This is a genomic window from Natronosporangium hydrolyticum (assembly GCF_016925615.1).
GTDB classification, from domain to species: Bacteria; Actinomycetota; Actinomycetes; order Mycobacteriales; family Micromonosporaceae; genus Natronosporangium; species Natronosporangium hydrolyticum.
In genome coordinates, this window is sequence record NZ_CP070499.1 from 913,381 (window position 1) to 939,287 (window position 25,907).

The 25,907-nt window shown below is 71.8% G+C and carries 27 protein-coding genes; 18 read left to right on the forward strand and 9 right to left on the reverse strand.

What is annotated here, in order from left to right:
- The first annotated feature begins 8 nt into the window (after positions 1 to 8).
- From JQS43_RS04245 to JQS43_RS04285, 9 genes are all read left to right on the forward strand, one after another.
- The gene (locus tag JQS43_RS04245; RefSeq protein ID WP_239677744.1) at positions 9 to 404 is read left to right on the forward strand and encodes a holo-ACP synthase; all 396 of its coding nucleotides are present in this window, start codon (positions 9 to 11) and stop codon (positions 402 to 404) included.
- Positions 401 to 1,864 (forward strand): NAD(P)H-hydrate dehydratase, encoded by a 1,464-nt coding sequence (locus JQS43_RS04250; protein ID WP_239677745.1) that lies wholly within the window; start codon positions 401 to 403, stop codon positions 1,862 to 1,864. Before JQS43_RS04245 ends, JQS43_RS04250 begins: the two co-directional genes overlap by 4 nt.
- Positions 1,865 to 1,922: 58 nt before the next feature.
- Positions 1,923 to 3,038, forward strand: coding sequence for an alanine racemase (gene alr / locus JQS43_RS04255; protein ID WP_239677746.1), 1,116 nt, complete (start codon positions 1,923 to 1,925; stop codon positions 3,036 to 3,038).
- The gene (locus JQS43_RS04260; protein WP_239677747.1) at positions 3,028 to 4,161 is read left to right on the forward strand and encodes an alpha/beta fold hydrolase; all 1,134 of its coding nucleotides are present in this window, start codon (positions 3,028 to 3,030) and stop codon (positions 4,159 to 4,161) included. The genes alr and JQS43_RS04260 overlap by 11 nt, the downstream gene beginning before the upstream one ends.
- The gene (gene tsaE / locus JQS43_RS04265; RefSeq protein ID WP_239677748.1) at positions 4,158 to 4,688 is read left to right on the forward strand and encodes a tRNA (adenosine(37)-N6)-threonylcarbamoyltransferase complex ATPase subunit type 1 TsaE; all 531 of its coding nucleotides are present in this window, start codon (positions 4,158 to 4,160) and stop codon (positions 4,686 to 4,688) included. Before JQS43_RS04260 ends, tsaE begins: the two co-directional genes overlap by 4 nt.
- Positions 4,669 to 5,343: a tRNA (adenosine(37)-N6)-threonylcarbamoyltransferase complex dimerization subunit type 1 TsaB gene (tsaB, locus tag JQS43_RS04270; protein WP_239677749.1), complete on the forward strand. Its 675-nt coding sequence runs from the start codon at positions 4,669 to 4,671 to the stop codon at positions 5,341 to 5,343. The genes tsaE and tsaB overlap by 20 nt, the downstream gene beginning before the upstream one ends.
- 85 nt (positions 5,344 to 5,428) lie before the next feature.
- Positions 5,429 to 5,878 (forward strand): ribosomal protein S18-alanine N-acetyltransferase, encoded by a 450-nt coding sequence (rimI, locus tag JQS43_RS04275; RefSeq protein WP_239677750.1) that lies wholly within the window; start codon positions 5,429 to 5,431, stop codon positions 5,876 to 5,878.
- Complete coding sequence (gene tsaD, locus JQS43_RS04280) at positions 5,871 to 6,920, forward strand: tRNA (adenosine(37)-N6)-threonylcarbamoyltransferase complex transferase subunit TsaD (protein WP_239677751.1); 1,050 nt, start codon at positions 5,871 to 5,873, stop codon at positions 6,918 to 6,920. Before rimI ends, tsaD begins: the two co-directional genes overlap by 8 nt.
- Before the next feature lie 32 nt (positions 6,921 to 6,952).
- Positions 6,953 to 7,204, forward strand: a complete 252-nt coding sequence (locus tag JQS43_RS04285; protein ID WP_239679310.1) for a hypothetical protein — start codon at positions 6,953 to 6,955, stop codon at positions 7,202 to 7,204.
- On the opposite strand, the gene JQS43_RS04290 is transcribed toward JQS43_RS04285, so the two are convergent.
- The 5 genes from JQS43_RS04290 to JQS43_RS04310 form a co-directional block, all read right to left on the reverse strand.
- Positions 7,185 to 7,637 carry a hypothetical protein gene (locus JQS43_RS04290; protein ID WP_239677752.1) on the reverse strand — a complete coding sequence of 151 codons (453 nt, stop codon included), beginning with the start codon at positions 7,635 to 7,637 and terminating at the stop codon, positions 7,185 to 7,187. The genes JQS43_RS04285 and JQS43_RS04290 overlap by 20 nt on opposite strands.
- 161 nt (positions 7,638 to 7,798) lie before the next feature.
- Positions 7,799 to 8,284 (reverse strand): Cys-tRNA(Pro) deacylase, encoded by a 486-nt coding sequence (gene ybaK, locus JQS43_RS04295; protein WP_239677753.1) that lies wholly within the window; start codon positions 8,282 to 8,284, stop codon positions 7,799 to 7,801.
- 4 nt (positions 8,285 to 8,288) lie between these two features.
- On the reverse strand, positions 8,289 to 9,488 hold the full coding sequence (locus JQS43_RS04300; protein WP_239677754.1) for a class I SAM-dependent methyltransferase: 1,200 nt from the start codon (positions 9,486 to 9,488) through the stop codon (positions 8,289 to 8,291).
- Between the two features lie 19 nt (positions 9,489 to 9,507).
- Positions 9,508 to 10,323 carry a hypothetical protein gene (locus JQS43_RS04305; RefSeq protein ID WP_239677755.1) on the reverse strand — a complete coding sequence of 272 codons (816 nt, stop codon included), beginning with the start codon at positions 10,321 to 10,323 and terminating at the stop codon, positions 9,508 to 9,510.
- Between the two features lie 56 nt (positions 10,324 to 10,379).
- The gene (locus tag JQS43_RS04310) at positions 10,380 to 10,577 is read right to left on the reverse strand and encodes a DUF1918 domain-containing protein (RefSeq protein WP_239677756.1); all 198 of its coding nucleotides are present in this window, start codon (positions 10,575 to 10,577) and stop codon (positions 10,380 to 10,382) included.
- A 306-nt stretch (positions 10,578 to 10,883) separates the two neighbouring features.
- Between JQS43_RS04310 and groES the strand changes: the two genes are divergently transcribed.
- From groES to JQS43_RS04325, 3 genes are all read left to right on the forward strand, one after another.
- The gene (groES, locus tag JQS43_RS04315) at positions 10,884 to 11,198 is read left to right on the forward strand and encodes a co-chaperone GroES (RefSeq protein WP_239677757.1); all 315 of its coding nucleotides are present in this window, start codon (positions 10,884 to 10,886) and stop codon (positions 11,196 to 11,198) included.
- Between the two features lie 99 nt (positions 11,199 to 11,297).
- The gene (gene groL, locus JQS43_RS04320; protein WP_239677758.1) at positions 11,298 to 12,938 is read left to right on the forward strand and encodes a chaperonin GroEL; all 1,641 of its coding nucleotides are present in this window, start codon (positions 11,298 to 11,300) and stop codon (positions 12,936 to 12,938) included.
- Positions 12,939 to 13,050: 112 nt separating this feature from the next.
- Complete coding sequence (locus tag JQS43_RS04325) at positions 13,051 to 14,586, forward strand: molybdopterin-dependent oxidoreductase (RefSeq protein WP_239677759.1); 1,536 nt, start codon at positions 13,051 to 13,053, stop codon at positions 14,584 to 14,586.
- 28 nt (positions 14,587 to 14,614) lie between these two features.
- On the opposite strand, the gene JQS43_RS04330 is transcribed toward JQS43_RS04325, so the two are convergent.
- Positions 14,615 to 15,040, reverse strand: a complete 426-nt coding sequence (locus tag JQS43_RS04330; RefSeq protein ID WP_239677760.1) for a WhiB family transcriptional regulator — start codon at positions 15,038 to 15,040, stop codon at positions 14,615 to 14,617.
- 217 nt (positions 15,041 to 15,257) lie between these two features.
- On the opposite strand from JQS43_RS04330, the gene JQS43_RS04335 reads away from it, so the two are divergent.
- A complete protein-coding gene (locus JQS43_RS04335) occupies positions 15,258 to 16,235 on the forward strand; it encodes a response regulator transcription factor (protein ID WP_239677761.1) in 978 nt (325 codons plus the stop codon).
- A gap of 7 nt (positions 16,236 to 16,242) precedes the next feature.
- Here the strand turns inward: JQS43_RS04335 and JQS43_RS04340 are convergent, their stop codons facing one another.
- Positions 16,243 to 16,626: a DUF5319 domain-containing protein gene (locus JQS43_RS04340; RefSeq protein WP_239677762.1), complete on the reverse strand. Its 384-nt coding sequence runs from the start codon at positions 16,624 to 16,626 to the stop codon at positions 16,243 to 16,245.
- A 128-nt stretch (positions 16,627 to 16,754) separates the two neighbouring features.
- Here JQS43_RS04340 and guaB point away from each other — a divergent pair, with 128 nt between their 5' ends.
- The 5 genes from guaB to JQS43_RS04365 all read left to right on the forward strand — a co-directional run bounded on the left by guaB (position 16,755) and on the right by JQS43_RS04365 (position 23,551).
- Entirely contained in the window at positions 16,755 to 18,257 is a 1,503-nt protein-coding gene (guaB, locus tag JQS43_RS04345; protein WP_239677763.1) for an IMP dehydrogenase, read from the forward strand.
- Positions 18,258 to 18,282: 25 nt separating this feature from the next.
- Complete coding sequence (locus JQS43_RS04350; RefSeq protein ID WP_239677764.1) at positions 18,283 to 19,395, forward strand: GuaB3 family IMP dehydrogenase-related protein; 1,113 nt, start codon at positions 18,283 to 18,285, stop codon at positions 19,393 to 19,395.
- A gap of 58 nt (positions 19,396 to 19,453) precedes the next feature.
- Positions 19,454 to 20,863, forward strand: a complete 1,410-nt coding sequence (locus JQS43_RS04355; protein ID WP_239677765.1) for a M1 family metallopeptidase — start codon at positions 19,454 to 19,456, stop codon at positions 20,861 to 20,863.
- Positions 20,864 to 20,989: 126 nt separating this feature from the next.
- A complete protein-coding gene (locus JQS43_RS04360; RefSeq protein WP_239677766.1) occupies positions 20,990 to 22,399 on the forward strand; it encodes an ATP-binding protein in 1,410 nt (469 codons plus the stop codon).
- Positions 22,400 to 22,441: 42 nt separating this feature from the next.
- Positions 22,442 to 23,551: a winged helix DNA-binding domain-containing protein gene (locus JQS43_RS04365; RefSeq protein WP_239677767.1), complete on the forward strand. Its 1,110-nt coding sequence runs from the start codon at positions 22,442 to 22,444 to the stop codon at positions 23,549 to 23,551.
- A 6-nt stretch (positions 23,552 to 23,557) separates the two neighbouring features.
- Here JQS43_RS04365 and JQS43_RS04370 read toward each other — a convergent pair whose 3' ends face one another.
- On the reverse strand, positions 23,558 to 24,433 hold the full coding sequence (locus JQS43_RS04370) for a hypothetical protein (protein WP_239677768.1): 876 nt from the start codon (positions 24,431 to 24,433) through the stop codon (positions 23,558 to 23,560).
- A gap of 57 nt (positions 24,434 to 24,490) precedes the next feature.
- Positions 24,491 to 25,903 (reverse strand): outer membrane protein assembly factor BamB family protein, encoded by a 1,413-nt coding sequence (locus tag JQS43_RS04375; RefSeq protein ID WP_239677769.1) that lies wholly within the window; start codon positions 25,901 to 25,903, stop codon positions 24,491 to 24,493.
- Positions 25,904 to 25,907: the final 4 nt, after the last annotated feature.

Below are 25,907 nucleotides of genomic sequence, written 5' to 3' on the forward strand. Positions count from 1 at the left end.
GTGGCGGCGTGATCGTCGGGATCGGGATCGATGTGGTGCTTGTGGAGCGGTTCGCCGACGCGGTTGCCCGGACCCCGCTGTTGGCCGAGCGGCTCTTCACCGAGGGTGAGCGACTCACCGACTCCGGCAATCCGCGGTCGCCGGAGTCGTTGGCGGCTCGGTTCGCGGCCAAGGAGGCGGTGGCGAAGGCGTTGGGCGCGCCCGCCGGGATGCGATGGCACGACTGCGAGATCGTCGCCGACCCGGACGGCCGACCGTGGCTGACCGTCTCCGGCACGGTCGCCGCGGTCGCCACCGAGCGGGGGGTAAAGCGGTGGCACCTATCGTTGTCGCACGATGGCGGGATCGCTTCGGCGGTCGTGGTGGCTGAGGGGAGCGTCGGAATGGGAGGCGATGCGAGTTGAGGCATGCCTGGCGGGTGTCCGATGTCCGTACGGCGGAGCAGGCGCTGATGGCGACCGTGCCGCCGGGGGCGTTGATGCAGCGCGCCGCGGCCGGCCTGGCGCGGCGCTGCGCGTGGCTGCTTGAGCAACGGTACGGGCGTTGTTACGGCGCCCGAGTGCTGCTGCTGGTCGGTTCGGGGGACAACGGTGGCGACGCGCTATACGCCGGGGCGCGGCTGCGCCGCCGCGGCGCCAGCGTCTCCGCGCTGCTACTGACCCCGGACCGGGCCCACCGGGGCGGGCTCGCGGCGCTGCGCGCCGCCGGTGGGCGGGTGGTGACCGAGCTGCCCGACGCGCTGGAGCTGGTGTTGGACGGGATTACCGGGATCGGTGCGACCGGCGGGCTCCGGCCGGCCGCAGCCCAGCTGGCGGCCCGGCTGCCGGAGCTGCGCGCCGCCGACGGGGGCGCCCCGCCGGTGGTTGCGGTGGATGTCCCGAGCGGTGTCGCGGTCGACACCGGCGATGTGCCGGGGGTGGCGTTGCCGGCCGACCTGACCGTCACCTTTGGATGTCTCAAACCGGCGCTGGTGGTGGGCCCGGCCGCACCGCTCGCGGGGCGGGTGGAGCTCGTCGATATCGGGCTCGACCCGTATCTGCGCAGCGGTCCGGCGGTCTCGGTGCCGGAGCTGCCCGACATCGCCGCCTGGTGGCCCCGGCCTGGGCCCCGAGCCTCGAAGTACACCCGCGGCGTGGTCGGGGTGGCGACCGGTTCGGCCGGCTACCCCGGCGCGGCGCTGCTCTCGGTCGCCGGGGCGCTCGCCGGGCCGGCCGGGATGGTCCGGTACGCCGGGTCGGCGGCGTCGCAGGTGGTGACCGCCTACCCGGCGGTGGTGGTGGCGGAGAGCGTCGCTGCCGCTGGCCGGGTGCAGGCGTGGGCGTGCGGCTCCGGGCTCGGCCAGGGCCACGCCGCGGCGGCCGTGCTGCGCAGCGTGTTGGCCGCGCCGGTGCCGGTGGTACTCGACGCGGACGCGCTGAACCTACTGGTGGACGGTTCGTTCGCGGGTGCGTTGCGGGAGCGGCGGGCGCCGCTGGTGCTCACCCCACACGACGGAGAGTTCAGCCGGCTGGCGGGGCGTGATCCGGGTCCGGATCGGGTGGAGGCGGCGTTGCAGCTGGCGGCGCGGACCAACGCCACGGTGCTACTCAAGGGCGATCGGACGGTGGTCGCGACGCCGGCCGGGGCCGCGTACGTGAATTCGACCGGAACCCCGGCGCTCGCTAGCGCCGGCACCGGCGACGTGCTCTGTGGTCTGCTGGGGGCGTTGCTCGCAGGCGGGGTGCCGCCCGCGGAGGCGGCGATCAGCGCGGCTTATCTGCACGGCTGGGCCGGGCGCCGAGCGGAGCGGGCCGGGCCGGTCACCGCCATGGCGGTCGCTGCCGCACTGCCGACGCCGGATTCGATCCTGCAGGGCACCGGCTGATCCGCCGCCGATCATGAACCCAGGGCAGATGGTCGGCCCGCCAAAGTAAGGTAGGGGTATGTGGCAGGCCGAGGTCAGGGTGGACCTGGCGGCGATCCGGCACAACGTCCGGCGACTGCGGGAAGCAGCGCCGGGCGCTGAGCTGATGGCCGTGGTGAAGGCGGATGGCTACGGGCACGGCATGGTGCCGGTGGCCCGGGCGGCGCTCGCCGCTGGCGCGACCTGGCTGGGCGTCTGCACCGTCGACGAGGCGCTGCGGCTGCGGCAGGCCGGCATCACCGCGCCGGTGCTCGCCTGGTTGCTGGCGCCGGGTGCCCCAGCGGCCGCGGCGATCGCGGCCGAGGTTCACGTAAGTGCCGCGAGCGCTGCCCAACTTGAGGAGTTCGCGGCGGCGGCGCGGGAGGCTGGCCGGCCGGCCCAGGTGCATCTGAAGCTCGACACCGGCCTGGCCCGCGGCGGCGCGACCCCGGTCGAGTGGCCAGCGTTGCTGGAGGCGGCCGGGAAGGCGCAGGCCGGCGGCGAGGTCGAGGTGGTCGGGGTGTGGAGCCATCTGATCCACCCGGGTGGGCTGCACCCGGACACCGACCATCAGATCGCCGAGTTCCGGCACGGGTTGGCGAGCGCCGAGCGGTTCGGCATCCGGCCGCGGTTGCGGCACCTCGCCAACAGCGCCGGCGTCCTCACCCGCTCGGACACCCACTTCGAGCTGGTCCGGGCGGGGATCGCGCTCTACGGCCTCTCGCCGGTGGCGGGCGAAGATTTCGGCCTGCGGCCGGCGATGACCGCCCGGGGCCGGGTGATGCTGACCAAACGGGTCCCGGCCGGGCAGGGCGTCTCCTACGGCCACACCTACCGCACCGAGCGGGAGTCCACCCTGGCGGTGGTGCCGCTCGGCTACGGCGACGGGGTGCCCAGGGCCGCCTCCAGCGCCGGGCCGGTGCAGTTGGCGGGGCGACGCCGCGCCATCGCTGGGCGGGTGTGCATGGATCAGTTCATGATCGACTGCGGCGACGATCCGGTGGCAGCCGGTGATGTGGCAGTCTTGTTCGGTCCGGGCGACGGCGGGGAACCCACCGCCGACGACTGGGCAGAGACAGTGGGCACGATCAACTACGAGATTGTGACCAGGTTCGGTGGATCCCGGGTCCCCAGGGTGTACGACCATGACGAATGAGCGACAGATTCCGAGACCGCGCCGGGCCCGTCGGGCCGGGCTGGTAGGCGCCGCCGTCGGCCTGACCGCCGCTGGCGTGGCGATCGGGCTCGCCGCCGGGCGGGCGATCGGCCGGCGGCCGGGCGAGCACGACGACCCGTACGCCACCGAGGAGTTCGGGCAGGCCGCCTATGACGAGGTGGTGACGGTCCAGACCACCGACGGGGTGGAGATCTACGCGGAGGTGGTGGACCGGCTCGACGGCATCGAGCTGGACGCCGACTTCGCGGAGAAGGTGGCGCCCCGCGCCGAGTCGGAGGGGGAGCCAACCCTCGTCTTCGTCCACGGCTTCTGCCTCAACATGGGGGTCTTCCACTTCCAGCGCAAGGAGCTAACCCAGCGCGGCGACTGGCGGGCGGTCTACTACGACCAGCCCGGCCACGGCCGCTCCGGTCGGCTCGCGGCCGGCGAGTATGAGCTGGTGCAGCTCGCCGAGGCGCTGAAGGTGTTGCTGGACGAGGTGGCGCCGGATGAGCCGGTGGTGCTGGTCGGCCACTCCATGGGCGGCATGACGATCATGGCTTTCGCGGAGCGCTACCCGGAGCTGTTCGCCGAGCGGGTCGCCGGGGTGGTCCTGATCGCCACCTCGGCCGGGCGGTTGGAGGCGACCGCGACCGCCATGCCGGAGCTGCTCTCCCGGGCGAGTCGGCCGCTGCTGCCGCTGGTCAACGGCGCCACCCGGATGACCGGCGGGGTGATCGACCGCGCTCGCCGGGCATCGAAACAGCTGGCGTGGCTGCTCACCCAGCGGTATGGGTTCGGCGCGCCGTCGCCGAGCCGGGCGTTGGTCTCCTACGTCGCGCGGATGAACGACAAGACCTCCACCGAGACGGTGGCCCGGTATGTGCGGACGCTCTACACCCACTCCCGGTACCCGACCCTGGAAGCGTTGCGGGACAAACCCGTGTTGCTGATCTGCGGCGACCTCGACGAGATCACCCCGATGGGCCACTCGGAGGAGATCAAAGCGCGGCTGCCCGAGGCTGAACTGGTGCTGGTGCCCGACAGTGGCCACATGGTGCTACTGGAGCACCACGAGGTGGTCACCGAGGCGTTGCTGGAGTTCCTGGAGAAGCTCGCGTGACCGCTGCGCACCAGACCGCCGCGTACCAGCTGGCGTCGGTCTCCGCGACCCGGCAGTTCGGGCGGGCGCTGGCAGCCGCTCTGCGCCCCGGTGACCTGGTGGTGCTCACCGGGCCGCTCGGCGCCGGCAAGACCGTGCTCGCGCAGGGGCTCGGCGAAGGGCTGGGGGTGGTCGGCCCGATCACCTCCCCGACATTCGTGATCGCCCGGGTGCACCGGCCCGACCCGGCCGCCGGCGGTACGACGCCGTTGGTGCACGTCGACGCGTACCGGTTGGGCATTGACGTGGACCCGCGGGTCGCCGTGGACGATCTGGATCTGGACGCGACCGCCGAGGAGTCGGTCACCGTGGTCGAGTGGGGTGAGGGTGTGGTGGAGCAGCTAGCCCCGGCCCACCTGCGAGTGCGGATCGACCGGCGGGAGGACGACATCCGGACGGTGACGCTCACCGGCGGCGGGGACTGGCCGGAGCGGCTGGTCGAACTGCCTGCCCCGGTAGAGTGCGACCGTGCTGGTTCTGGCGATTGACACCGCGACCGCGGCCACCTCGGTCGCGGTGGTGCGGCTCGTTGACGGCGAGGCGGCGGCTGAGCCGGTGCGGCGGCGACACGTCGATCCTCGCGGCCACGGCGAGCACCTGGCGCCGCTGGTGCGGGCGGCGCTGGCCGAGGCCGGCGGCCGGCCGGCGGACCTGACCGCGATCGTGGCGGGCACCGGCCCAGGCCCCTACACCGGCCTCCGGGTGGGGTTGGCCACCGCCGCGGCGATGGGGCAGGCGCTCAGCCTCCCGACCTACGACGTCTGCTCGTTGGATGGCCTCGGCGCGATTTTGCCCGGCAACGGGCTGGTCGCCACCGACGCTCGGCGGCGAGAGATCTACTGGGCGATCTACACGGACCGGACCCGGGTGGCCGGGCCAGGCGTGGCCAGGCCGGAGGACCTGCTGCCGACCATCGCCGCCCACGGCGTCGGCCAGGGGTACGGCGAGGGGGCGCTGCGCTATCGGGCGGCGCTCGGCGTGCCGGTCGCCGCTGAACCGGTCTATCCGGATCCGGTGGCGCTGGTCGAGGTGGCGGCGGCGCGGATCGTCGCCGGCGCGGAGGGTGAATCGTTGACCCCGAGGTATCTTCGGCGCCCGGACGCGGCCGAGCCGGGCACCCCGAAGCCGGTGACGCCCGGGTGAGACTCGGGCACGCGGGAACGGGGCACCCGGACACGGGCACGCGGGAACGGGCACGCGGACAGGGGGCCACGCGGGAGTGGGGCGGATGGCGCAGACGATCCGGGTCGAGCGGATGCGGTCGACCGACATCGACGAGTTGCTGCCGATCGAGCAGGAGCTGTTCGGTGCCGAGCGGTGGACGGCCGGGATGTTCCGCAGTGAACTTGAGCAGGACCACTATTATCTGGTCGCCCGGGATGCGGCGGGGGTGGTGCTCGGCTATGCCGGGCTGGCGGTGATGGCGCCCGAGGAGGCATGGGTGAACAACCTGGCGGTGCGCCGCGCGGCGCAGCGGCAAGGGATCGGGGAGAGACTGTTGACGGCGTTGCTGGATGAAGCTACCCGGCGGGGCGCGACCCGGGTGTTGCTGGAGGTTGCGGTGGACAACGCGGCCGCGCAGCAGCTCTACGAACGGCACGGGTTCGCCGCGATCGCGGTCCGCCGCGGCTACTACCAGCCGAGCAACACCGACGCGCTGGTGATGGCTCGTGAGTGAGTCGGAGCCGCTGGTCCTGGGGATCGAGACCTCGTGCGACGAGACCGGGGTGGGGATCGTCCGGGGCCACACGCTGCTCGCCGACGCGCTGGCTTCCAGCGTGGCCGAGCACGCCCGCTACGGCGGCGTGGTGCCCGAGGTGGCGAGCCGGGCGCACGTCGCCGCGCTGGTGCCGACCATGCAGCGGGCGCTGGCCGAGGCCGGGGTGCGGCTGGCCGATGTGGACGCGATCGCGGTGACCGCCGGCCCCGGGCTGGCGGGCGCCCTGCTGGTGGGGGTGGCCGGGGCGAAGGGGTATGCGCTCGCCGCGGAGAAGCCGCTGTTCGGGGTGAACCATCTCACCGCGCACGTGGCGGTGGATACGCTGCAGCACGGCCCATTGCCGGAGCCGGCGATCGCGCTGCTGGTCTCCGGCGGCCACTCGTCGCTGCTGCTCGTCGACGACCTGGCCGGCCGGGTCCGGCCGTTGGGCGCCACCATCGACGACGCGGCGGGGGAGGCGTTCGACAAGGTGGCGCGGCTGCTCGGGCTGCCGTTCCCAGGCGGGCCGCCGATCGACCGGGCGGCCCGGGAGGGTGACCCCGAGGCGATCGCGTTCCCGCGCGGCCTGACCGCCCCGAAAGACCTCGCCGAGCATCCGTACGACTTCTCGTTCTCCGGGTTGAAGACCGCGGTGGCGCGCTGGGTGGAGGCCCGGCAGCGAGCGGGCGAGCCGGTGCCGATGGGCGATGTCGCCGCGAGCTTCCAGGAGGCGGTCGCCGACGTGCTGACCCGGAAAGCGGTGGCGGCCTGTCAGGCGCATGGAGTCTCGACGCTGGTGATCGGGGGCGGGGTGGCGGCGAACTCGCGGCTGCGGCTGCTCGCCGAACACCGGTGCGCGCGGGCGGGGTTGACGCTACGGGTGCCCCGCCCGGCGCTGTGCACCGACAACGGGGCGATGGTGGCCGCGCTCGGTTCACACCTGGTGGCCGCTGGCGCCGAGCCAAGCCGGCTGGACCTACCGGCGGATTCGGCGTTGCCGGTGAGCACCGTCCGAGTCTGACGTTTCTCGAGGAGCAGGGAGTGTCCGAGCCGGTGATTGTCCGGATGTGGGAAGTACGCGGGTACCCAGACCGGGTGCCGGAGCTGGTCGATTGGGTGTGCTCGACGGCGCTGTCGGCGGTGGAGCACGATCCCCGGTACGCCGGCAGCGAGGTCTACTCGTCGACCGATCGGGTGGTGGTGATCTCGCACTGGCGCGGTGAGCCGGAGCCGTTGCCGGAGCCGCCGAGCGAGCTGGTCGCGCGGCCGGCGCACGAGTGGGACTTCACTCCGGTCGACCGCTGAAGTCCCGCTCGGGGATGCTGCGGCGGAAGTACTCGTCGGAGGATGGGTAGACGTAGAGCGCCCAGAGCACGAAGAGCCCGATGATCACCGCGATGACGGCGTTGTAGAGGTAGCCGCCCGTGTGGTAAACGATCATGAATATCACCGCGGTGACCATCCGGATGCCCTCGACGATGGCGACGAAGAGGCGGGCACCCTGGGCGCCGCTGAGCAGTCCACCGGCGACGACGAAGAGGACCACTGCGACCAGGGCCTCCACGATCCCGGTCCAGACCAGGCCGGCGGTGCCGAGGCCGGTGGCGGACTGCACCCGGTCGTCGCCGGCGAGACCGATCGTCACCAGCGCGACCGCCGCGGCCATGACCGCCTGGATCAGTACGACCACCGCGACGAAGGTGACTACCCCGGGGCGACGGACCGTCAATAACGACATTCATGGCTCCTTCGGCTCATATCGCCCATTCTAGGAACCCGGGCGGCCGATCATGAGCTAGTTCGCCGAGTCGATCATGAGCTCTCTCCCGGCCGATCATGAGCTAGTTGACAGACACGCCGGGCGTGTCGGCTGTCTCGCTCATGATCGGCCGGGGAGGGCTAGCTCATGATCGGCCGGGCGATGGCGGCGACCGTGGCGTCGGTCAGCCGGATCAGATCCGCCGGGCTCAGCGACACCTGCAGACCGCGCCGGCCTCCCGAGACGTAGACGGTGTCGAACTCGGTCACCGAGGCGTCGACCACCGTCGGCAGTCGCCGCTTCTGCCCTAACGGGCTGATGCCGCCGCGGACGTATCCGGTTGCCCGCTCGGCCGCCGCCCGGTCGGCCACCGCCGCCCGCTTGCCGCCGGCCGCCGCCGCCAACGCTTTCAGGTCGAGTTCGCCGCTGACCGGCACCACCGCTACGGTCAGCACCCCGTCGACCGTGGCCACCAGGGTTTTGCAGACCCGTTCGAGGGCCACCCCCAGCGCCGCCGCGACCGACCGGCCGTACTCTGCGCCGACCGGCACCTCGTAGGGGTGCTGCCCGTGTGGTGTCCGCTGTCGCCGCAGCAGCGCGACCGCCGGAGTGTTCGCCGAGCCCACCCGCTCAGCGTAGGGGGCGGCAGATGAGGGCGGTGTGGGCGTCCGCGACCCGGGTCAGCACCACGGTCGCCGCGCCGGTGCCCCGCAGTCGCAGCTCCCGGCGTACCTGGTCAGGTACGAGCGCGGTACCGCGCTTCATGATCTCCACCTGGCCGATGTCGGCCTCGCGCAGCGCGGTCCGGAGTCGCTTGAGTGAGAACGGCAACACTTGGTGCACCTCCAGCCCGCGCGCGTACGGCGTCTCGACCGGCTGGTCGGTGTAGACGTAGCCGATCTGGTCGTCGGCGAGCGTGCCGTCGACCGTCGCCGCGAACTCGGCGACCAGGTGGGTACGGAGCACCGCCGGATCGGGGTCGTAGAGGTACCGGCGGACCGGCCCGACCGGGGCGTCGTGCGCGCCGTCGCCGGTGAGCTCGCCCCGCGGCGTGCCGTCCGGCGCCAGCAGCGTGGCGCGGCGGGGCACGACCGCCAGCGGGCCGCACCACACGGTCGCCTCCACCAGATCGCCGCCGACCGAGACCCATTCGGCCTCCGCCGCCGCCGGCAGCAACGCGTGGTCGATCCCAGGGGCGAGTTTGAGCACGGTCCGGGGGACCAGGTCCGGCAGCGTCGCCACGAAGCTCCACGGCGGCGAGTAGGCGGCCGGATCGAAGGTACGCCGGCCGGTGCCGGCCCGGCGGCGGGCCGGATCGCAGAAGACCGCGTCGGCGGTGGCCAGTTCGGCCGTGACCGCCGGTGACTCCGCCGTGGTGCAGCGGACGGTGACCCGGTCGGCGAGCCCGAGGGCGGCGGCGTTGGCCTCGGCCACCGCCGCGGTGAGCGGGTCCGCGTCGACCGCTACCACGTCGATCCCGGCCGCGGCGGCGGCCAGGCTGTCCGCGCCGATGCCGCAGCCCAGGTCGACCAGTCGCCGGACCCCGGCCGCGGCGAGCCGGTGCGCTCGGCGTCGCGCCACGACCGCGCGGGTCGACTGTTCCAGCCCGGTCTGGGTGAAGTACAGCTCGGCGGCGGCCGGACCCCATTTCGCCGCCGCCCGGCGGCGGAGCCGGGCCTGGGTCAGCGCCGCGGCGGCGAGGTCGGCGGCGATGCCGTGCCGGCGGAGCGTGGCGGCGGCGGCGAGCGGGTCGTCACCGGCGCTCGCGGCCGTCGCCAGCGCGGCCTGCCCGGCGGGGGTCCGCAGGGTCGCCAACTGGTCCGGGGTCATGATCGGCGGTCGGGCGGCGTCAGGTGCGGTCGGGCTCGGCGGCCCGGAGCGCCGCCGCCTCGCCGAGCAGCGAGGGGTTGACCGAGACGGTGACCACGACCGGCGTCGGGTCCGCGTCGGGTGACCGGTCGGGGCCGGGCGATGGGTCGGAGCCGGGTGATCGGTCCGCCTCGTCGTCGGTGGCCGCCGGGTCGAAGTCGATCACGACGGTGGTGAAGGCGTTGGTGGATTCGGCGAGGCGGTAGCTGGGGTCGCCGACCGGTGGCAAGTCCCCGAAGGTGGTGGCGACCGCGTCAGCGCCCAGCGCCTGCATCCGGGCCTGGTTGCCGGCCTGCCAGGCTTCGACGTACGCGGCCACGTACGCCAGCGGCTCGTCCGGGAACGCGATCGGGTCGAACCCACCGCCGGTCACCGCCTGGGCGTCGCCGAGCTGCTCCGCCTCGACCGTGAGCCACAGCTGGTCGCCGTCGAGGTTGTAGAAGGCGCACTCGGTGGTAGCCGCGGGCTCGTCCGGTGCGCAGTCGATCAGCCGCCAGCCGCGCTGCGGCGGCCCGGGCAGCTCCAACAGCTCCTGCTGGACATTGTTGGTGGCGAGCTCGCCCAGGCGGTAAAGGTCCGGCGCTGCCCAGGCGGCGACCGTGAGTTCGGCGTACTCCTGGGCCTCGGCCGGATAGTGCGGGTCGTCGGTGACCAGGTCGACCGGGGACGGGCTGGGGGTGGCAGCGGTGGTGGCGGTGGCGTCGCCGGAGCCGTCGCCGGTGCAGCCAGCGGCGATGAGCAGCAGGACCGCTCCGACGCCGAGTCCGCGTTGCCCGTGGCCCGTCCTCGCCGCCACCGCGGCACCTCCTGTCTGTCTAGGTCATCCGACGGCCGTCGGATGACCTTTCGGGGTCAGCGGACCCGACCCTCGGCGGTCTCGACCACGCTGTCCGGGCCGGGGAAGACCAATGATTCCCGACCGTCCGGGAACCGGACCCAGTACGGCGGGGCGCCGCCTTTGCCCCGGACTTCGATGATCTCCGCGACCTTGTCCGCGTTGCCTACCTTATTGCCGTGCACGTGCAGTCGGTCGCCGACACTAGCCTGCATTCCGATCGCCTCCGCATGGGTCTGGTGTGGTGGGCGTGCACGTCGGTGAACCGTGGTCACCAGGGTGCCTCATCCCAGCATGCCAAACGTCGGGGCGCCGTGGCACCGGACCGGATCGACCGGCGGCAGAAAACCCATGGATATTGTGGCGTGGCGTACTGGCACTCGCCTTGACGGAGTGCCAAGTCGGGGCATAATCTGCGGTTAGCACTCGCGGTACGCGGGTGCTAAACCCGGCGGTGCCGGCACCCGCGACGACGGGACCGACGGGAGACCGTAACGCCATTTCAGATACCCCAGGAGGGTATGCCCGTGACTACCGCGACGAAGGTTGCGATCAAGCCGCTCGAGGACCGGATTCTGGTCCAGGCGAATGAGGCGGAGACCACTACCGCGTCGGGCATCGTGATTCCCGACACCGCCAAGGAGAAGCCGCAGGAGGGCACCGTCCTCGCTGTGGGCCCGGGCCGGGTCGACGACTCCGGCAAGCGGATCCCGCTCGACGTCAATGTCGGGGACACGGTCCTGTACTCCAAGTACGGCGGTACCGAGGTCAAGTACAGCGGCGAGGAGTACCTCGTCCTGTCGGCCCGTGACGTCCTCGCCGTCATCGAGAAGTGACTCACCACGCTGTCATCGCGAGGTGACCCACGCACGAGCGTTACCGCCCTGGGCCGATCCGGCCCAGGGCGGTAACCCCATGAAGGAGTAGAACCGCACATGGCGAAGATTCTGACTTTCTCGGATGACGCCCGACACCGGCTCGAGCACGGCGTCAACACGCTCACCGACGCGGTCAAGGTCACCCTCGGCCCGCGGGGGCGCAACGTCGTCCTGGCCAAGAGTTTCGGGCCGCCGTCGATCACCAACGACGGGGTCACCGTCGCCAAGGAGATCGAACTCGACAACCCGTACGAAAATCTCGGCGCGCAGTTGGTCAAAGAAGTAGCGACCAAGACCAACGACGTGGCCGGCGACGGCACCACCACCGCCACCGTGCTGGCACAGGCGATGGTCCGCGAGGGCCTGCGCAACGTCGCCGCCGGGGCGAACCCGACCGGGCTCAAGCGGGGCATGGACCAGGCCGCGCAGGCCGTCTCCGAGGCGCTGCTGGGCAGGGCGGTGCCGGTGGAGCGGCGGGAGGACATCGCCCACGTCGCGACCGTCTCGGCGCAGGACGCGACGATCGGTGACCTGATCGCGGAGGCGATGGAGCGGGTGGGTCGCGACGGCGTCATCACCGTCGAAGAGGGCTCCACGCTCGCCACCGAGCTCGAGGTGACCGAGGGGATGATGTTCGACAAGGGCTTCATCTCGCCGCACTTCACCACCGACGCGGAGGCCTCCGAGTCGGTCCTGGAGGACGCGTACGTCCTGATCACCACCCAGAAGATCTCCTCGATCGAGGAGCTGCTGCCGCTGCTGGAGAAGGTCCTGCAGGCCAGCAAGCCGCTGCTGCTGATCGCCGAGGACGTGGAGGGGCAGGCGCTCTCCACCCTGGTGGTCAACGCGATGCGGAAGACGCTGAAGATCTGCGCGGTCAAGGCCCCCGGGTTCGGTGACCGCCGGAAGGCGATGCTGCAGGACATCGCGATCCTCACCGGCGCCCAACTGGTCGCCCCGGAGCTGGGCTTCAAGCTCGACCAGGTGGGGCTGGAGGTGCTCGGCCAGGCCCGGCGGGTGGTGGTGAGCAAGGACGACACCACCATCGTCGACGGTGCCGGCGACGACGCCGAGGTGCGGGCCCGGGTCGAGCAGATCCGCAAGGAGATCGAAGCGAGCGACTCCGACTGGGACCGGGAGAAGCTCTCGGAGCGGCTGGCGAAGCTCTCCGGCGGCGTCGCGGTCATCAAGGCCGGCGCCGCGACCGAGGTCGAGATGAAGGAGCGCAAGCACCGGATCGAGGACGCGATCGCGGCGACCCGGGCGGCCGTCGAGGAGGGCATCGTGCCCGGCGGCGGCGCGGCGTTGGCGCAGCTCGGCGTGCTCGCCGATGGGCTCGGCGCCACCGGCGACGAGCTGGTCGGGGTGGGGATCGTCCGCAAGGCGCTCGACGAGCCGCTGCGGTGGATCGCCAGCAACGCCGGCCACGACGGCCGGGTGATCGTCAACAAGGTCCGCGACCACGACTGGGGGCACGGCTTCAACGCCGCCACCGACGAGTATGTGGAGCTGATCCCGGCCGGGATCGTCGACCCGGTGAAGGTGACCCGCAACGCGGTGACCAACGCCGCCTCGATCGCCGGCCTGCTGATCACCACCGAGTCGTTGGTGGTGGAGAAGCCGGAGGAGCCGGTGCCGGCCCAGAACGGCCATGGCCACGGTCACGGCCACGGCCACCAGCAGGGCCCGGGTTTCTGACCCACAACTCCCTCCCGCCGATCATGAGCTAGGTGAGGACACGCCGAGCGTGTCGGCTACCTAGCTCATGATCGTCTGGGCGGGCTGCACCGGGCCGGGCACACTGGAGGGCATGACCAGCCGTGCGACCGGTGCGCTTACCGGGCTCGCCGCCGCGGCGACCGCCGTGGCCGTAGCCGAGCTCGCTGCAGTGTTCACGGGGCCGGCGACGGCGCCGCTGACCGCGGTCGGCTCGACCGTGATCGATCACGCCCCGGCCATAGTCGTCGAGTTCGGCATCGGGGTCTTCGGGCACTACGACAAGGTAGCGCTGTTCACCGGCGTTCTGTTGCTGCTCGCCGGGGCGGCGGCGGCGATCGGTACGGCCGCTGTCCGGCCTGGCCGCAGCTGGCTCGCCTACCTCGGGTTGGCAGGGTTCGCCGGGGTCGGCCTCGCCGCGGTACTGACCCGCCCCGGCGCGGCGCCCACTGCTGCGCTACCTACCCTGCTCGGCGCGGCGGTGGCCGCCGGCCTGTTCCGCGTCGCGATCGCCCGCGTGGTCAGCGACGGCTCGCCGATTGATCCAGCGTCCGCTCCCGACCGTGATCAGCCCAGCCGGCGCAGCGTTGTACGCGCCCTCGGCTGGGGGCTGGGTGCCGCCGTAATGGTCGGGGCGAGCGGCCGCTGGTTGAGCAACCAGCGAGGCGTCGCGACCGCCCGGTCGGCCGTCGAACTGCCGCAGCCGGTTGACCCGGCCGCGCCAGTGCCGGCCGGGGCCGACCGGGATCTGCCCGACCTCACCCCGTACGTCACCGGCAACGACAGCTTCTACCGGATCGACACCGCGCTGGTGGTGCCACGGATCGACCCGGCCACCTGGCGGCTGCGCATCCACGGACGGGTGCGCCATCCGTACGAGCTGAGCTTCGAGGAGCTGTTGGCCCGCCCCATGGTGGCGCGGCACATCACGCTGGCGTGCGTCTCCAACGAGGTCGGTGGTGAGCTGGTCGGCAACGCCAGCTGGTTGGGCGTGCCGGTCGCCGACCTGCTCGCCGCCGCGCAACCGCTGCCCGGCGCCGACCAGGTGGTCAGCCGGGCCAGTGACGGTTGGACCTGTGGTACGCCGACCGAGGCGCTCACCGACGGTCGCGACGCGCTGCTGGCGGTCGGCATGAACGGGGAGCCGCTGCCGCTCGAGCACGGTTTTCCGGTGCGGATGGTGGTCCCGGGCCTTTACGGGTACGTCTCGGCCTGCAAGTGGCTTACGGAGCTGGAGCTGTCCAGCTTCGACGACTTCGACGCGTACTGGGTGCGGCGCGGCTGGTCGGCGCAGGCGCCGATCAAGACTCAGTCCCGGATCGATACCCCACGCCGGCGGGCCGCCGCCGGGGTGGTCACGGTGGCCGGGGTGGCGTGGGCGCAGCAGCGAGGGATCGAGCGGGTGGAGGTACGGGTGGACGGTGGTCCGTGGCAGGAGGCCACGCTCGCCGACACGGTGTCCGCTGACACCTGGCGGCAGTGGTGGTGGCGCTGGGAGGCGTCCCCGGGCGAGCACACGCTCACCGTCCGGGCGACCGACACCACCGGGCAGCCGCAGCCGGCCGACCTCGCACCGCCAGCGCCGGATGGCGCCACCGGCTGGCACTCGGTGCGGATCGACGTCGCCTGACGAGCGCGGGCCGGCTTCTCGCGCTCGTTCAGGGGGCGTCGACACCGGACGGCGTGGCGGCCCGCTGCCGCGGTGGAGTAGCCAGCAGCGGCCGGTCGACCGGCGGGCTGAGGTCGCGGAGCCGCTGCTCCAACCCGGGTACGTCGGCGCGGCCGCGGCCGTCGTCGACCAGGTCGACCCATCCACTGTGCTGCAGTTGCAGCCGTTCGTGTTCGGTGAATCCTCCCCAGATTCCGTATGGCTCCTGCACCGTCAGCGCATGCGCCGCGCACTCCGCCCGCACCGGACATCGGACGCAGACCGCCTTCGCCGCGACCTCCCGGCGGGTCCGGGAGGAGCCACGCTCCCCATCAGGGTGGAAGAACTGTCCACTGTCGCGCCCGCGGCAGGCGCCGTGGCGCTGCCAGTCCCAGCTGTCGGCGACCGGGCCCGGCAGCCTATGAACGGTCGACATCTCACCTCCTCACCGCGCGGCGATGGCGGCCGCGCGGGTGCACCGACAGACCTTACTCCGACGTGGTGTGGGTCACTAGTACTGAGGGTACGCGAGTGACCACGGGAGAACTTTTACGGAGATTCGGCCTGAAATGCCGCCAAGATCGCAATCTTCGTGGTCTCCTCTCACCAGGGAATTACCTGCTCCGGTGAATCGGGGCAGAAGGGGGGCCGTGGTGCGGACCGCACTGGTATGCGTACGGACACCGATCGCCGCGCAGTCGATCGCCACCTGTGCGGCGCGGATGGGAGTGACCACCGTTCGGACCGCCGTGACCGACGCGGAGGTGATGGCCCGGCTGACTGAGGCGCCGGCCGAGCTGATCCTCGTCGACACCTCGATCAGCCGACCGGACACCGTCGGCTTCACCAAGCGCGTGCTGACGCTGGTGCCGAACGCGATGTTGGTGCTGCTAGGTCATGAGGAGCCGCAGGTGGCGGCGGCGGCGGTCGCGGCCGGTGCCCGCGGCCTGATCCGGGGCGGTGACAACGATCTTGCGGGCACGGTAGCCAAGGTGCTGCTGCTGATCGGCAACCCGCGTCGGCCGCAGTCGGCCGATGGGGCCAGAACCGGCGGCACCGGTTCGCCGGCTGGGCCGGCCGGCAGCGGAGCACACCACGACGGTGGCGAGATCGACGGCGGGGGCCGATCCGGTAGCGGCGCGCAGCCGCCGGCCGTGGCCGGTGAGCGACCCGCCGGCGGCGACCGCCCCGACGGTACGCGAGCCAGCGGACCGCCGGGCGCCGCCGCCGATGGCGCCCGGCTCGCGGCGGCCGGTGGCGACGAACCGGGCCTCGGCCGTCCCGGCGCCCCGAGCCGGCCGGCCGTCCCGGAGGCCGGGGCCGGCCGCCCCGCCGCCGAGCGGGCGGTCGCCAGCGCCCCACCCGGTGCGCCGGCCGGCCCGGCGATGGTGCCCGCGCAGCGCGACGACGCGGCCGCCGCCCCCGAGGTACGCCGGGCGACGCTCACCGAGCGGGAGTTGCAGGTGCTGCGGGGAATGGCCGAGGGGAAGAGCAACGCCGAGATCGGTCGGGAGCTGTTCGTCTCCGAGGACACGGTCAAGACCCACGCCCGGCGGCTGTTCCGGAAACTGCGGGCCCGGGACCGGGCGCACGCGGTCGCGGTCGGCTTCCGCGCCGGCGCCCTCCGCTGAGCGCCGGTCAATCGTCGGCGATGGTGTCCTGCACGCCGTCGCAGTAGCCCCGGGCGTAGTCCCACGTCACGTAGTGCTCCGGATCGGGGTTGCAGGCGGGTTCGTGCACCCGCGGTAGCCCGGAGTCGAGCAGGTGGCGCAGATTGCCGCGGAGCAGATCCCAGTCGAAGTAGTGCGGCTCGTGGCACTCCTCGCACTCGATCACCAGACCGCGGATGCCGATCGGGCTCAACAGCGCCTGATAGACCTCCAGATCGGCGAGGTCTTCCAGCACGTCTTGCCGGTCGGCCTCGGACAGCGGGTCCGAGAGCAGATCGTCGGCGAGGTTGTCCAGCTCCGAGGCGGGGTCCGCGGGGTCACCCTGGAACGGGTCGATCGGCTCGTCGTGCACGGTTCCACGGTAGTCCGCGGTGGCCGAGTCCGCTGCCCGGGTGCCTGCTTAGCTCCGTGTCGGATCTACCGTCCCGATCCGCGCGGGTACGATGGTTCTTTCCGCCGCCGCCAGCCATGGAGAGGCTCATGGACCAGCCGTTGCCCGATCGCGCCGACGCGCTCCCGCTCGGTTTGACCTTCGACGACGTGCTGCTGCAGCCCGCCGAGTCGGATGTGGTGCCGAGCGAGGTGGCGACCGCCACCCGGTTGACCTCCCGGATCGAGCTCGCGGTGCCGCTGGTCAGCAGCGCCATGGACACGGTCACCGAGGCTCGGATGGCGGTGGCGATGGCCCGGCTCGGCGGCATCGGCGTCCTGCACCGCAATCTGTCGGTGGAGGACCAGGCGCTCCAGGTCGACCTGGTCAAGCGGTCCGAGGCCGGCATGGTGACCAATCCGGTCACCTGCGGCCCGGACGACACGCTCGCCGATGTCGACGTGCTCTGCGCGCAGTACCGCATCTCCGGAGTTCCGGTGGTTGACCCGGACGGGCTCCTGCTCGGCATCGTCACCAATCGCGACATGCGCTTCGCCACTGACAAGTCGGTCGCCGCCCGGACCGTGATGACCCCGATGCCGCTGGTCACCGCGCCGGTCGGGGTGGGCCGCGACGACGCGCTGGAGCTGTTGCGCCGACACAAGGTGGAGAAGCTGCCGCTGGTCGACGACGCCGGCCGGCTGCGTGGCCTGATCACGGTCAAAGACTTCGCCAAGGCCGAGCAGTACCCGCACGCCACCAAGGACGAAGCCGGCCGGCTGCGGGTCGCCGCCGCGGTGGGGGTCGGCGACGAGGGCTACAAGCGGGCCACCGCCCTGATCGACGCCGGGGTCGACGTGCTGATGGTGGACACCTCGCACGGGCATCACCGGCACGTGCTGGAGATGGTCGCCCGGCTGAAGCGGCACCACCAGGCGGTCGATGTGGTCGGCGGCAACGTCGCCACCGCTCAGGGTGCCCGCGCGATGGCCGAGGCCGGCGCGGACGCGGTCAAGGTCGGGGTCGGGCCGGGCGCCATCTGCACCACCCGGGTGGTCGCCGGGGTCGGCGTACCTCAGGTCACCGCGGTGATGGAGGCGGCGCGTGGCGCCGCCACGGCCGGGGTGCCGGTGATCAGCGACGGCGGCATCAAACAGTCCGGTGACATCGCCAAGGCGCTCGTCGCCGGAGCCGAGACGGTGATGCTCGGCGGTCTGCTCGCCGGCTGCGCCGAAAGCCCCGGCGAGGTGGTCTTCGAACGCGGCAAGCAGTTCAAGTCGTACCGGGGGATGGGTTCGTTGGGCGCGATGCAGTCGCGGGGCCGCGGCACCTCCTACTCCCGCGACCGCTACTTCCAGCAGGACGTCCCCTCCGACGACAAGCTGGTGCCAGAAGGGATCGAGGGTCAGGTTCCCTACCGGGGGCCGCTGGATACCGTCGCCCACCAACTGATCGGTGGGCTGCGCCTGGCGATGGGGTATGTCGGCGCCCGCCGGGTCGGCGAACTCTCCCAGCGGGGCCGACTGATCCGGATCACCTCGGCGGGGTTGGTGGAGAGCCACCCCCACGACATCCAGCTGACCGTCGAGGCGCCCAACTACACGCCCCGCTGACGCGGGCTGCGGCAAGGAGCGAAGAGTGCGTGACGCGGTTGAGATCGGCCTGGGCAAGACCGCCCTGCGCGGATACCACTTACGGGATGTGGCGATCGTCCCGTCCCGGCGGACCCGGGACGTCGACGATGTCTCCACCTCCTGGCAGCTGGACGCGTACCCGTTCGCCATCCCCTGCGTAGCCCACCCCAGCGACGCCACCATGAGCCCGGCTACCGCGGTCTCGGTCGGCCGGCTCGGTGGGCTCGGCGTGCTCAACGTGGAAGGGCTCTGGACCCGTTACGAAAACCCAGCCAAGGTCCTGCAGGAACTGTCGCAGCAGGACACCGTCGCCGGGGCGACGCAGCGTCTGCAGGAGGCGTACGCCGAGCCGATCCTGCCGGAGCTGATCGTGGAGCGGATCCGGGAGCTGCGGGAGGGCGGCGCGACGGTGGCGGTGCGGGTCTCCCCGCAGCACACGCTGGCGTTGGCGCCGGTGGTGCTGGACGCCGGCGTGGACGTGCTGGTGATCCAGGGCAGCATCGTCTCGGCCGAGCACGTCTCCACCAGCGATGAGCCGCTGAACCTGAAAGAGTTCATCGCCGACCTGGACCTGCCGGTGGTGGTCGGCGGCTGCACCAACTACCAGACCGCGCTGCACCTGATGCGGACCGGCGCCGCCGGGGTGATCGTCGGGATCGGCGCGGACGCGTCGGCGACCAGCGACCCGGTGTTGGGGATCCGGGTGCCGATGGCGACCGCGATCGCCGACGCCGCTGCGGCACGCCGTGACTACCTCGACGAGACCGGCGGGCGGTACGTCCACCTGATCGCCGACGGGGATGTCCGGACCAGCGGCGACATCGCCCGGGCGCTCGGCTGTGGGGCGGACGCGGTGATGCTCGGCGAGCCGCTGTCGCGGGCGCAGGAGGCGCCCGCCGGCGGCGCCTGGTGGCACTCGGCGGCGAGCCATCCGAAGCTGCCGCGGGGCGCGTTCCGGTCGGCGCAGCCGTCGCTGGGGACGCTCGAGCAGCTGCTCTACGGCCCGGCAGATCAACCCGATGGGGCGCTCAACCTCTTCGGCGGGCTGCGGCGGGCGATGGCGAAGTGCGGCTACCGGGACCTGAAGGAGTTCCAGCGCGTCGAGCTGATCCTCTAATTCCGCGATGATCATGGACCTAGGTACCTGGAACCGGCCGGTTTGGGTCCCTATCCCCATGGTCATCGCGTTGGGGCTGGCGTTGGCCGGCTGCAGCTTCGGCGACTCTGCCGATCCGCAACCGACCAGGTCGGTGGCGTCGCCCCCGGTAACCGGGGCGGTCGGGCTCGGCGACCCCTACTTCCCGGCGTACGGCGACGCTGGCTACACGGTCGACCACTACCACCTCCGGGTTCGCTACGACCCGAGCAGCCAGCAGCTGGCTGGAGCAGCCACCATCGAGGCCACCGCCGCCGATGAAGGGCTGGCGTCGTTCGGCTTCGATCTCTCCGGGCTGACGGTGGAGACGGTCACCGTGGACGGGACACCGGCCGAGGCGGCCCGGGGCGACGAGAAGCTACTCGTCACCCCGGCCGAACCGGTCGCGGCAGGCGCCGAGTTCGTGGTGGAGGTGGGGTACGGCGGGGTGCCGGAACCGGTGCACTCGCCGCAACTGGGGACCAACGGCTTCCACCACACCGACGACGGCGCGTTCGTGATCGGACAGCCCCGCTCGGCCAGCACCTGGTACCCGGCGAACGACCACCCGTCGGATAAGGCCACCTATACGATCGACCTGACGGTGCCGGACGGGCTCGCAGCGATCAGCAACGGCGTTCCGTTGGGCCGGGAGAGCACCGACGGTTGGACAACCTGGCAGTGGGAAGAACGCACCCCGATGGCGAGCTACCTAACCACGCTGGCGATCGGCGACTACCGGGTGCACGAAGCGGAGCACGCAGGCCGGCCGATGGTGACCGCGGTCCACAGCGACCTGCCCGAGACCGTCGACGAACAGCTACAGCGCAGCGGTGAGATCGCCGATGTTCTCAGCGAATGGTTCGGGCCGTACCCAGTCGACGCGTACGGTGGGATCGCGCTGTCGGACCGGCGGATCAACTTCGCGCTGGAGACCCAGAGCCGCCCGATCTACGGACCGGGGTTCTTCGCAAGCGGTGACGCCACCTGGGTGATTGTGCACGAGTTGGCCCACCAGTGGTTCGGCAACAGCGTGTCGATCAACACCTGGGATGAGATCTGGCTCAACGAGGGGTTCGCCACCTACGCCGAGTGGCTGTGGGAGGAACAGGACGGGGGCGACACCGTCCAGGAGACCTTCGACGTGTACTGGGAGGGGCCGTACGCCGAGGAGTCGGACTGGTCGCCCCCGCCGGGCGATCCCGGTGCGGCGGCGCTGCTCACCGCCCCGGTCTACCTCCGCGGGGCGATGACCCTGCACGCGCTGCGGCTGACCGTCGGCGAGGAGGCGTTCTTCGAGATTCTCCGGACCTGGCCGGCGGAGCAGCGCAACCGGAACGCGACGACCGGGCAGCTGATCGCGCTGAGCGAGCGGATCTCGGGGCAGTCGCTGCGCCCGCTCTTCGATGCCTGGCTCTACGGCACGGACCGGCCGCCGTACCCCGGCTGACCGGCTCAACCAGCATCCCGTGCTACCAGCATCCCGTGCAACCTGCATTCGATGCAGGTAGCATTCAATGCAGGTAGCATTCAATGCAGGTAGCATTCAATGCAGGTACGCAGGAGGTCGGGCCTAGTGGCCTTTGTCGGAAGGGAAGCGGAGCTTCGGGCACTTCGGGACTGGTGGTCTGGACCAGTCCCGCGACCAGCGCTGGTCTGGGGCAGGCGTCGGGTCGGTAAGACCGCGTTGATCGAACGCTTCGCCGCCGGTCTGCCGCGGGTGGTGTTCCACACTGGGGCTGGTGAGCCGCCCGCTGCCGAACTGGCTCAGCTCTCCCGGGCGGTTGCCCGCGTCTTCCCCGACGAGTTGCGCGACCTAGCCAGCAACCCGTACCACGACTGGCACGACGCGTTGGACCACCTGGCGCGGCTCGCCTCGGAAGAGCCGGTGCTGCTCGTGCTCGACGAGTTCCCGGAGTTGATCAGCACATCGCCAGCGCTGCCCGGCATTCTGCGGGCGTTCCTCGACCGGTCTGGCCACCGCACCCACCTCCGGCTGCTCGTGTGTGGGTCGGCGGTGCGGACAATGTGGTCTATCCAGCAGACTCGCGCCCCCCTCTACGGGCGGTTCGACCTGGCGCTGCCGGTCTACCCGTTCGGGCCGGCGGAGGCCGCGGCCATGCTGCCGGAGCTGACCCCCGCCCAGCGGGCGCTGGTGTACGGCATCGTCGGCGGGATGCCGCTCTACCTGACCTGGTGGCGGCAGGGCGAGTCGGTTGCGGCGAACCTGCTCCGGCTCGCCGGGCGCCCCGGCAGCCCGCTGCTCACCGAGGGCCGGCTGATCATGCACACCGAGGTGGGCAGCGGTGCCCAGACCGCGGAGGTCCTTCACGCACTCGCCGCCGGCCGTTCCCGGCACAGCGAGATCCAGGACGTGACCGGCGCCGACCCGAGTCGGATTCTGGACCGCCTGATCGAAGCCCGGTTGGTCGAACGCGTGCTGCCGGTCACGGATCAACCGCATCGCTCCCGGCGCCGCCACTACCGGATCGCCGACAACTTTCTCGCGTTCTATCTTGGCCCGCTGCTTCGGCACCGTAGCGAGCTGGAACGTGGCCAGGGTGAGACGATCATGCCGGCCGTGGTCAGTGCGCTGGACGATCATCTCGGGTCGCCCTGGGAAGAGGCCTTCCGGGACCACCTTCGGCGGATGGCCCGGCAGGGGCAATTGGGTGAGTCCGTCGTGGCGGTCGGACCCTGGTGGCGGGCGGACGGCGGTGACGAGATCGATGCGGTGGTGATGGCGGAGCCGGGGCGGACCAGGGTGCCGGTCGCGGTCGGCGAAGCCAAGTGGTCTCGCAGGGTGGACGCGGTGAGGGTCGGCAAGCGGCTCGCCCCCAAGGCCGTCTCGCTGACTGCGCAGCTGGGGGCGGGCGCTCCCGATCCGGCCGGCCTGCGGCATGTGGTCTGCGCCCGGGAGGAGGTCACCCGGGCGGACCCGGACATGCTGACGGTTACCGCCGCGGACATCTTCGATCCGGTGTGATCGCGGACTGGATCGGTCCGGGTTGGGTCGTACGGTTGAGTGGTGAAAAGCGCCGTAACACGGGAGCAGGTGCTCGGGTTCCGCGCCCGGGTGCAGCACCTTGACCGGGCAGCGGGCACCAGCGAACCCTTGGCACCTGCCGTCCTCGACCTGGGGGTGCAGGAGACCGGCCCGGACGGCGGCCGGTGGGCGCTGGCGATCCGGGGAGTGGACCCGGCGGCGATCCCCGAAGACGAGTTGATCCTGCTTTGGACGATCCGGGGCGCTCCGCACTGGTACCGTCGCCGCGATCTCGCCCGGGTCGCCGCCGCGGTGGCGCCGTTCTCCGACGCCGACGCCGGCAAGCGGATCTATGACGCCAGCAAGCCGCTGCGGGAGGCGGGCATCGACAATCTGACCGCGCTCGACGCGGTCGCGGCGGCGATGCGCACGGTGGTGACCAAGCCCATGGTCAAGGGTGAGGTCTCCACCCGGCTGACCGCGCTGATGGACCCCCCGTACCTTCGCTTCTGCCGCCCCTGCGACACCACCCACCTGTACGAGATGCCGTTCCGGCTGGCGGCGGTCCGGGCCGGCCTGCAGCTTACGCCGAACACCTCGCCGCCGGTGCTGGCGCCGATCCGGCGTTTCTCACCCGCCGCCGAGCCGGGACCGGACCACGACGTGATCCGGGGGTATCTGCGACTGCTCGGCCCCGCCACACCCAAGCACGTGGCCGACTATCTCGACGCCCCGGTCAAGGAGGTACGCGGCCGGTGGCCGGATGATGTGACCGAGGTGACCGTCGCCGGCGAGCGCCGGTGGCTACTCACCGAGGATGTGCCGAAGCTGGCCGCGGGCCCGGTGACCTTGACCCGGCTGCTCGGGCCGTTCGACCTTTTCCTGCAGGCCAAGGATCGCTCGTTGCTGGTCGAGCAGCCGGCGCGCAGCAAGACGCTGTGGCCGGTGCTGGGCCGGCCGGGTGCGGTGCTGGTCGACGGCGACATCGTCGGCGTCTGGCGGCCCCGGCAGTCCAGCGGCACCCTCAACGTGCAGCTCGACCTGTGGCGGCGGGTCAGTGCCCAGGCCCGCGCGGCGATCGAGGAGCAGGCGGAGCGGCTCGCCGACTACCGGGGCGTGACGCTCGGATCGGTCCTCTCCGACGTGGTCTGAGGTTGCTCAGCCGGCGTTCGCGGCCAGCAGCTGCAACCGTTGCCGCAGCAGCGCCAGGTAGATATCGACGTCGTCGATCTCGTCCTCTTCGACCGGGCACGGCTCATGGGTCAACGCCTGCTCCAACAGGCCCACCGCAGTGGCCGCGGAGAGTTCGGTCTCCGCGCCGAACTGGTCCGGGTCGGCGCGGAACTCGTCCCGCAGCTCGTCGGGCTTGTCGGTCACCCAGACATCGCGGACGCCGCCGAGGTCACCGTCGATGAGGACGGCGAGCGCATGTGTTTCGTCGCCGTACCGGAACGTCGCCAGCACCGCCTGGTCCTGATCGCTGTCCACATAGCCGTAGCAGCTCTCGGGCCGCGGCGTGCCGATCTTCCCGACCCACGGCGGGTCGCCCAGCCCGGTCCCGGCCAGCCGGTCTGCGGCGGCGGTGGCGGATTGCTGGATCGACGCCGATGGACTGATCGCCGCCACCACCCGGAGCAGGCCCAGCGCCGAGGCGCCGCCGTACTGCTCCACCTCGGTCAGCACCGCTGCGAGCTGGTCGTTGTCGTCGTCGTCGCCGCGCGCGATGGCGAGGAACTCGGCGCCGGCCAGTTCGGCCTCCAGCGGGCTGGTCTCCGGCGTGAGCAGCTCCTCGAACTCCTCGATCAGCTCCTCCAGCGATGCTGGTTCGTCGGGCATGACCCCGGCGTCGACCAACCGTTGCAGGATCTCAGTGGGGGTGCCGGGCTCGTCCAGCAGCTGCAGTACGTCGTCGGAGGCGCCAGCGGCGGAGAGCGCCGACCGGAGCTGCTCCAGCATCGGTTCGGTAAGTTTGTCGCCGTCCGGGACGGAGTTGTCCGGGACTGAGTTCGGGTGCTGCTCGTCCTGATGCGGCATCCGCGCATCTTGTCATATGACCGCCAGCGGGGCCGGTAACGACCCCGGTAACGCACATCACCGCAGGTCGTAGAGGACCAGCACGGCGTCGGCGGAGCCGAGCGTGATCCCGACCGTGGTGTCGTCGGCCACGGCCGGGAGACTGAGCCACGATTCGGCGACGGTTCGGCTGCTGCCGTCGGCTAGGTCCACCAAGCGCAGCCCGCCGATGGCGGCCAGCAGAGCAGCGCCAGCGGCGCCGGTCGCGGGGAGGTAGAGACCGTCCTCCCGGTCAGCGTAGAAGTCGAGACGCCACCGTTGCGCACCATCGGCCACGTCGTAGGCGACCGGTCTGCGCAGTTCGCCGTCCGGGTCCGGCTGCCTGACCAGGACCAGGTCGCCGAACCGTTGCGCCTCCGGCTGGCGTACGAGGTCGGGCGCCAGCTCCTGGGCCCACTGTTGCCGGCCGGTGGCTGGGTCGAGCGCGATCAGGTAGCTCTCCAGCGCGGGCTTCGAGTAGCGATCCCCCCGCCAGCCCTCCCAGGGTGAGAACCGGCTGGCGATCATGACCACCGCGTCCTCGTCGGCGGCCACCAGCTGATGCACGAACGGTTGACCGCCGTCACCGACCTCGAAGGCGTACTGCCACACCTGGGCACCGTCGGCGACGGAGTAGGCGCGCAGGGCCAGGTCGCTGGGGGGGACGCCCTCGGCGCCAGCGGCGAGCCTTAGCCACTCGTCTCTGTGGTCGGCTGGCACCCTACTGGCCACCACCACCTCACCAGCGCTGCGTAGGTCGTGTGGCGCCGGCTCGATCGGCATCTCGGCGGTCACCTCACCGGCGTGGGGGTCGATGAGCCAGAGGGTTGCCTCAGGCCCAGTGTCCGGCCGCGTGACCGCCAAGAGTTCGTCGCCGACCGGCGCCACCAGCGCTCGGGACCTTAACCTGTGCTCACCAACCCGGAGACAGCTGTGCACCTCGCCGGTGGCCCGATCCACTGCGACGACCGCTAGCGCTTCGTCGATCGGTTCGTCGACGATCGTCACCAGGTCCCCGATCGGCACCACGGGCTGCCGCCACCCGCGATCCAGCTGCCGTTGCCAGCGAAGGTGGCCGTTGTCGAGGTCGATCGCGTGGAGGACCTGACCGACATCGCCGCGCCGCAGCAGCAGCGTGTCGTCGCCGGCAAGCTGTGGCGCGGTAAAGATCTTGATGTCGAGCACCGCCAGTCGCGGGGCGCCGAACGGCCCGGGGCCGTCGGTCGCGTCGATCGCCCACTCCGCGGGCCAGGGTTCGGCCTGCTCCGCGGGCGTGACGACCGACGCCTCGACTCCCGGGTCTGGCACCGGTACGGCTTCCTCACAGCGGTGTTGCCGCGCATCCCAACCGAGGTAGCCAACGACACCGGTTGCGCTGATCGCGACCGCCAGCCCGGCCGCGATCCAGGTGGCGGGCCGCTTCGATCGAACCTGTCCGATCGCGGAAGTCATGCGA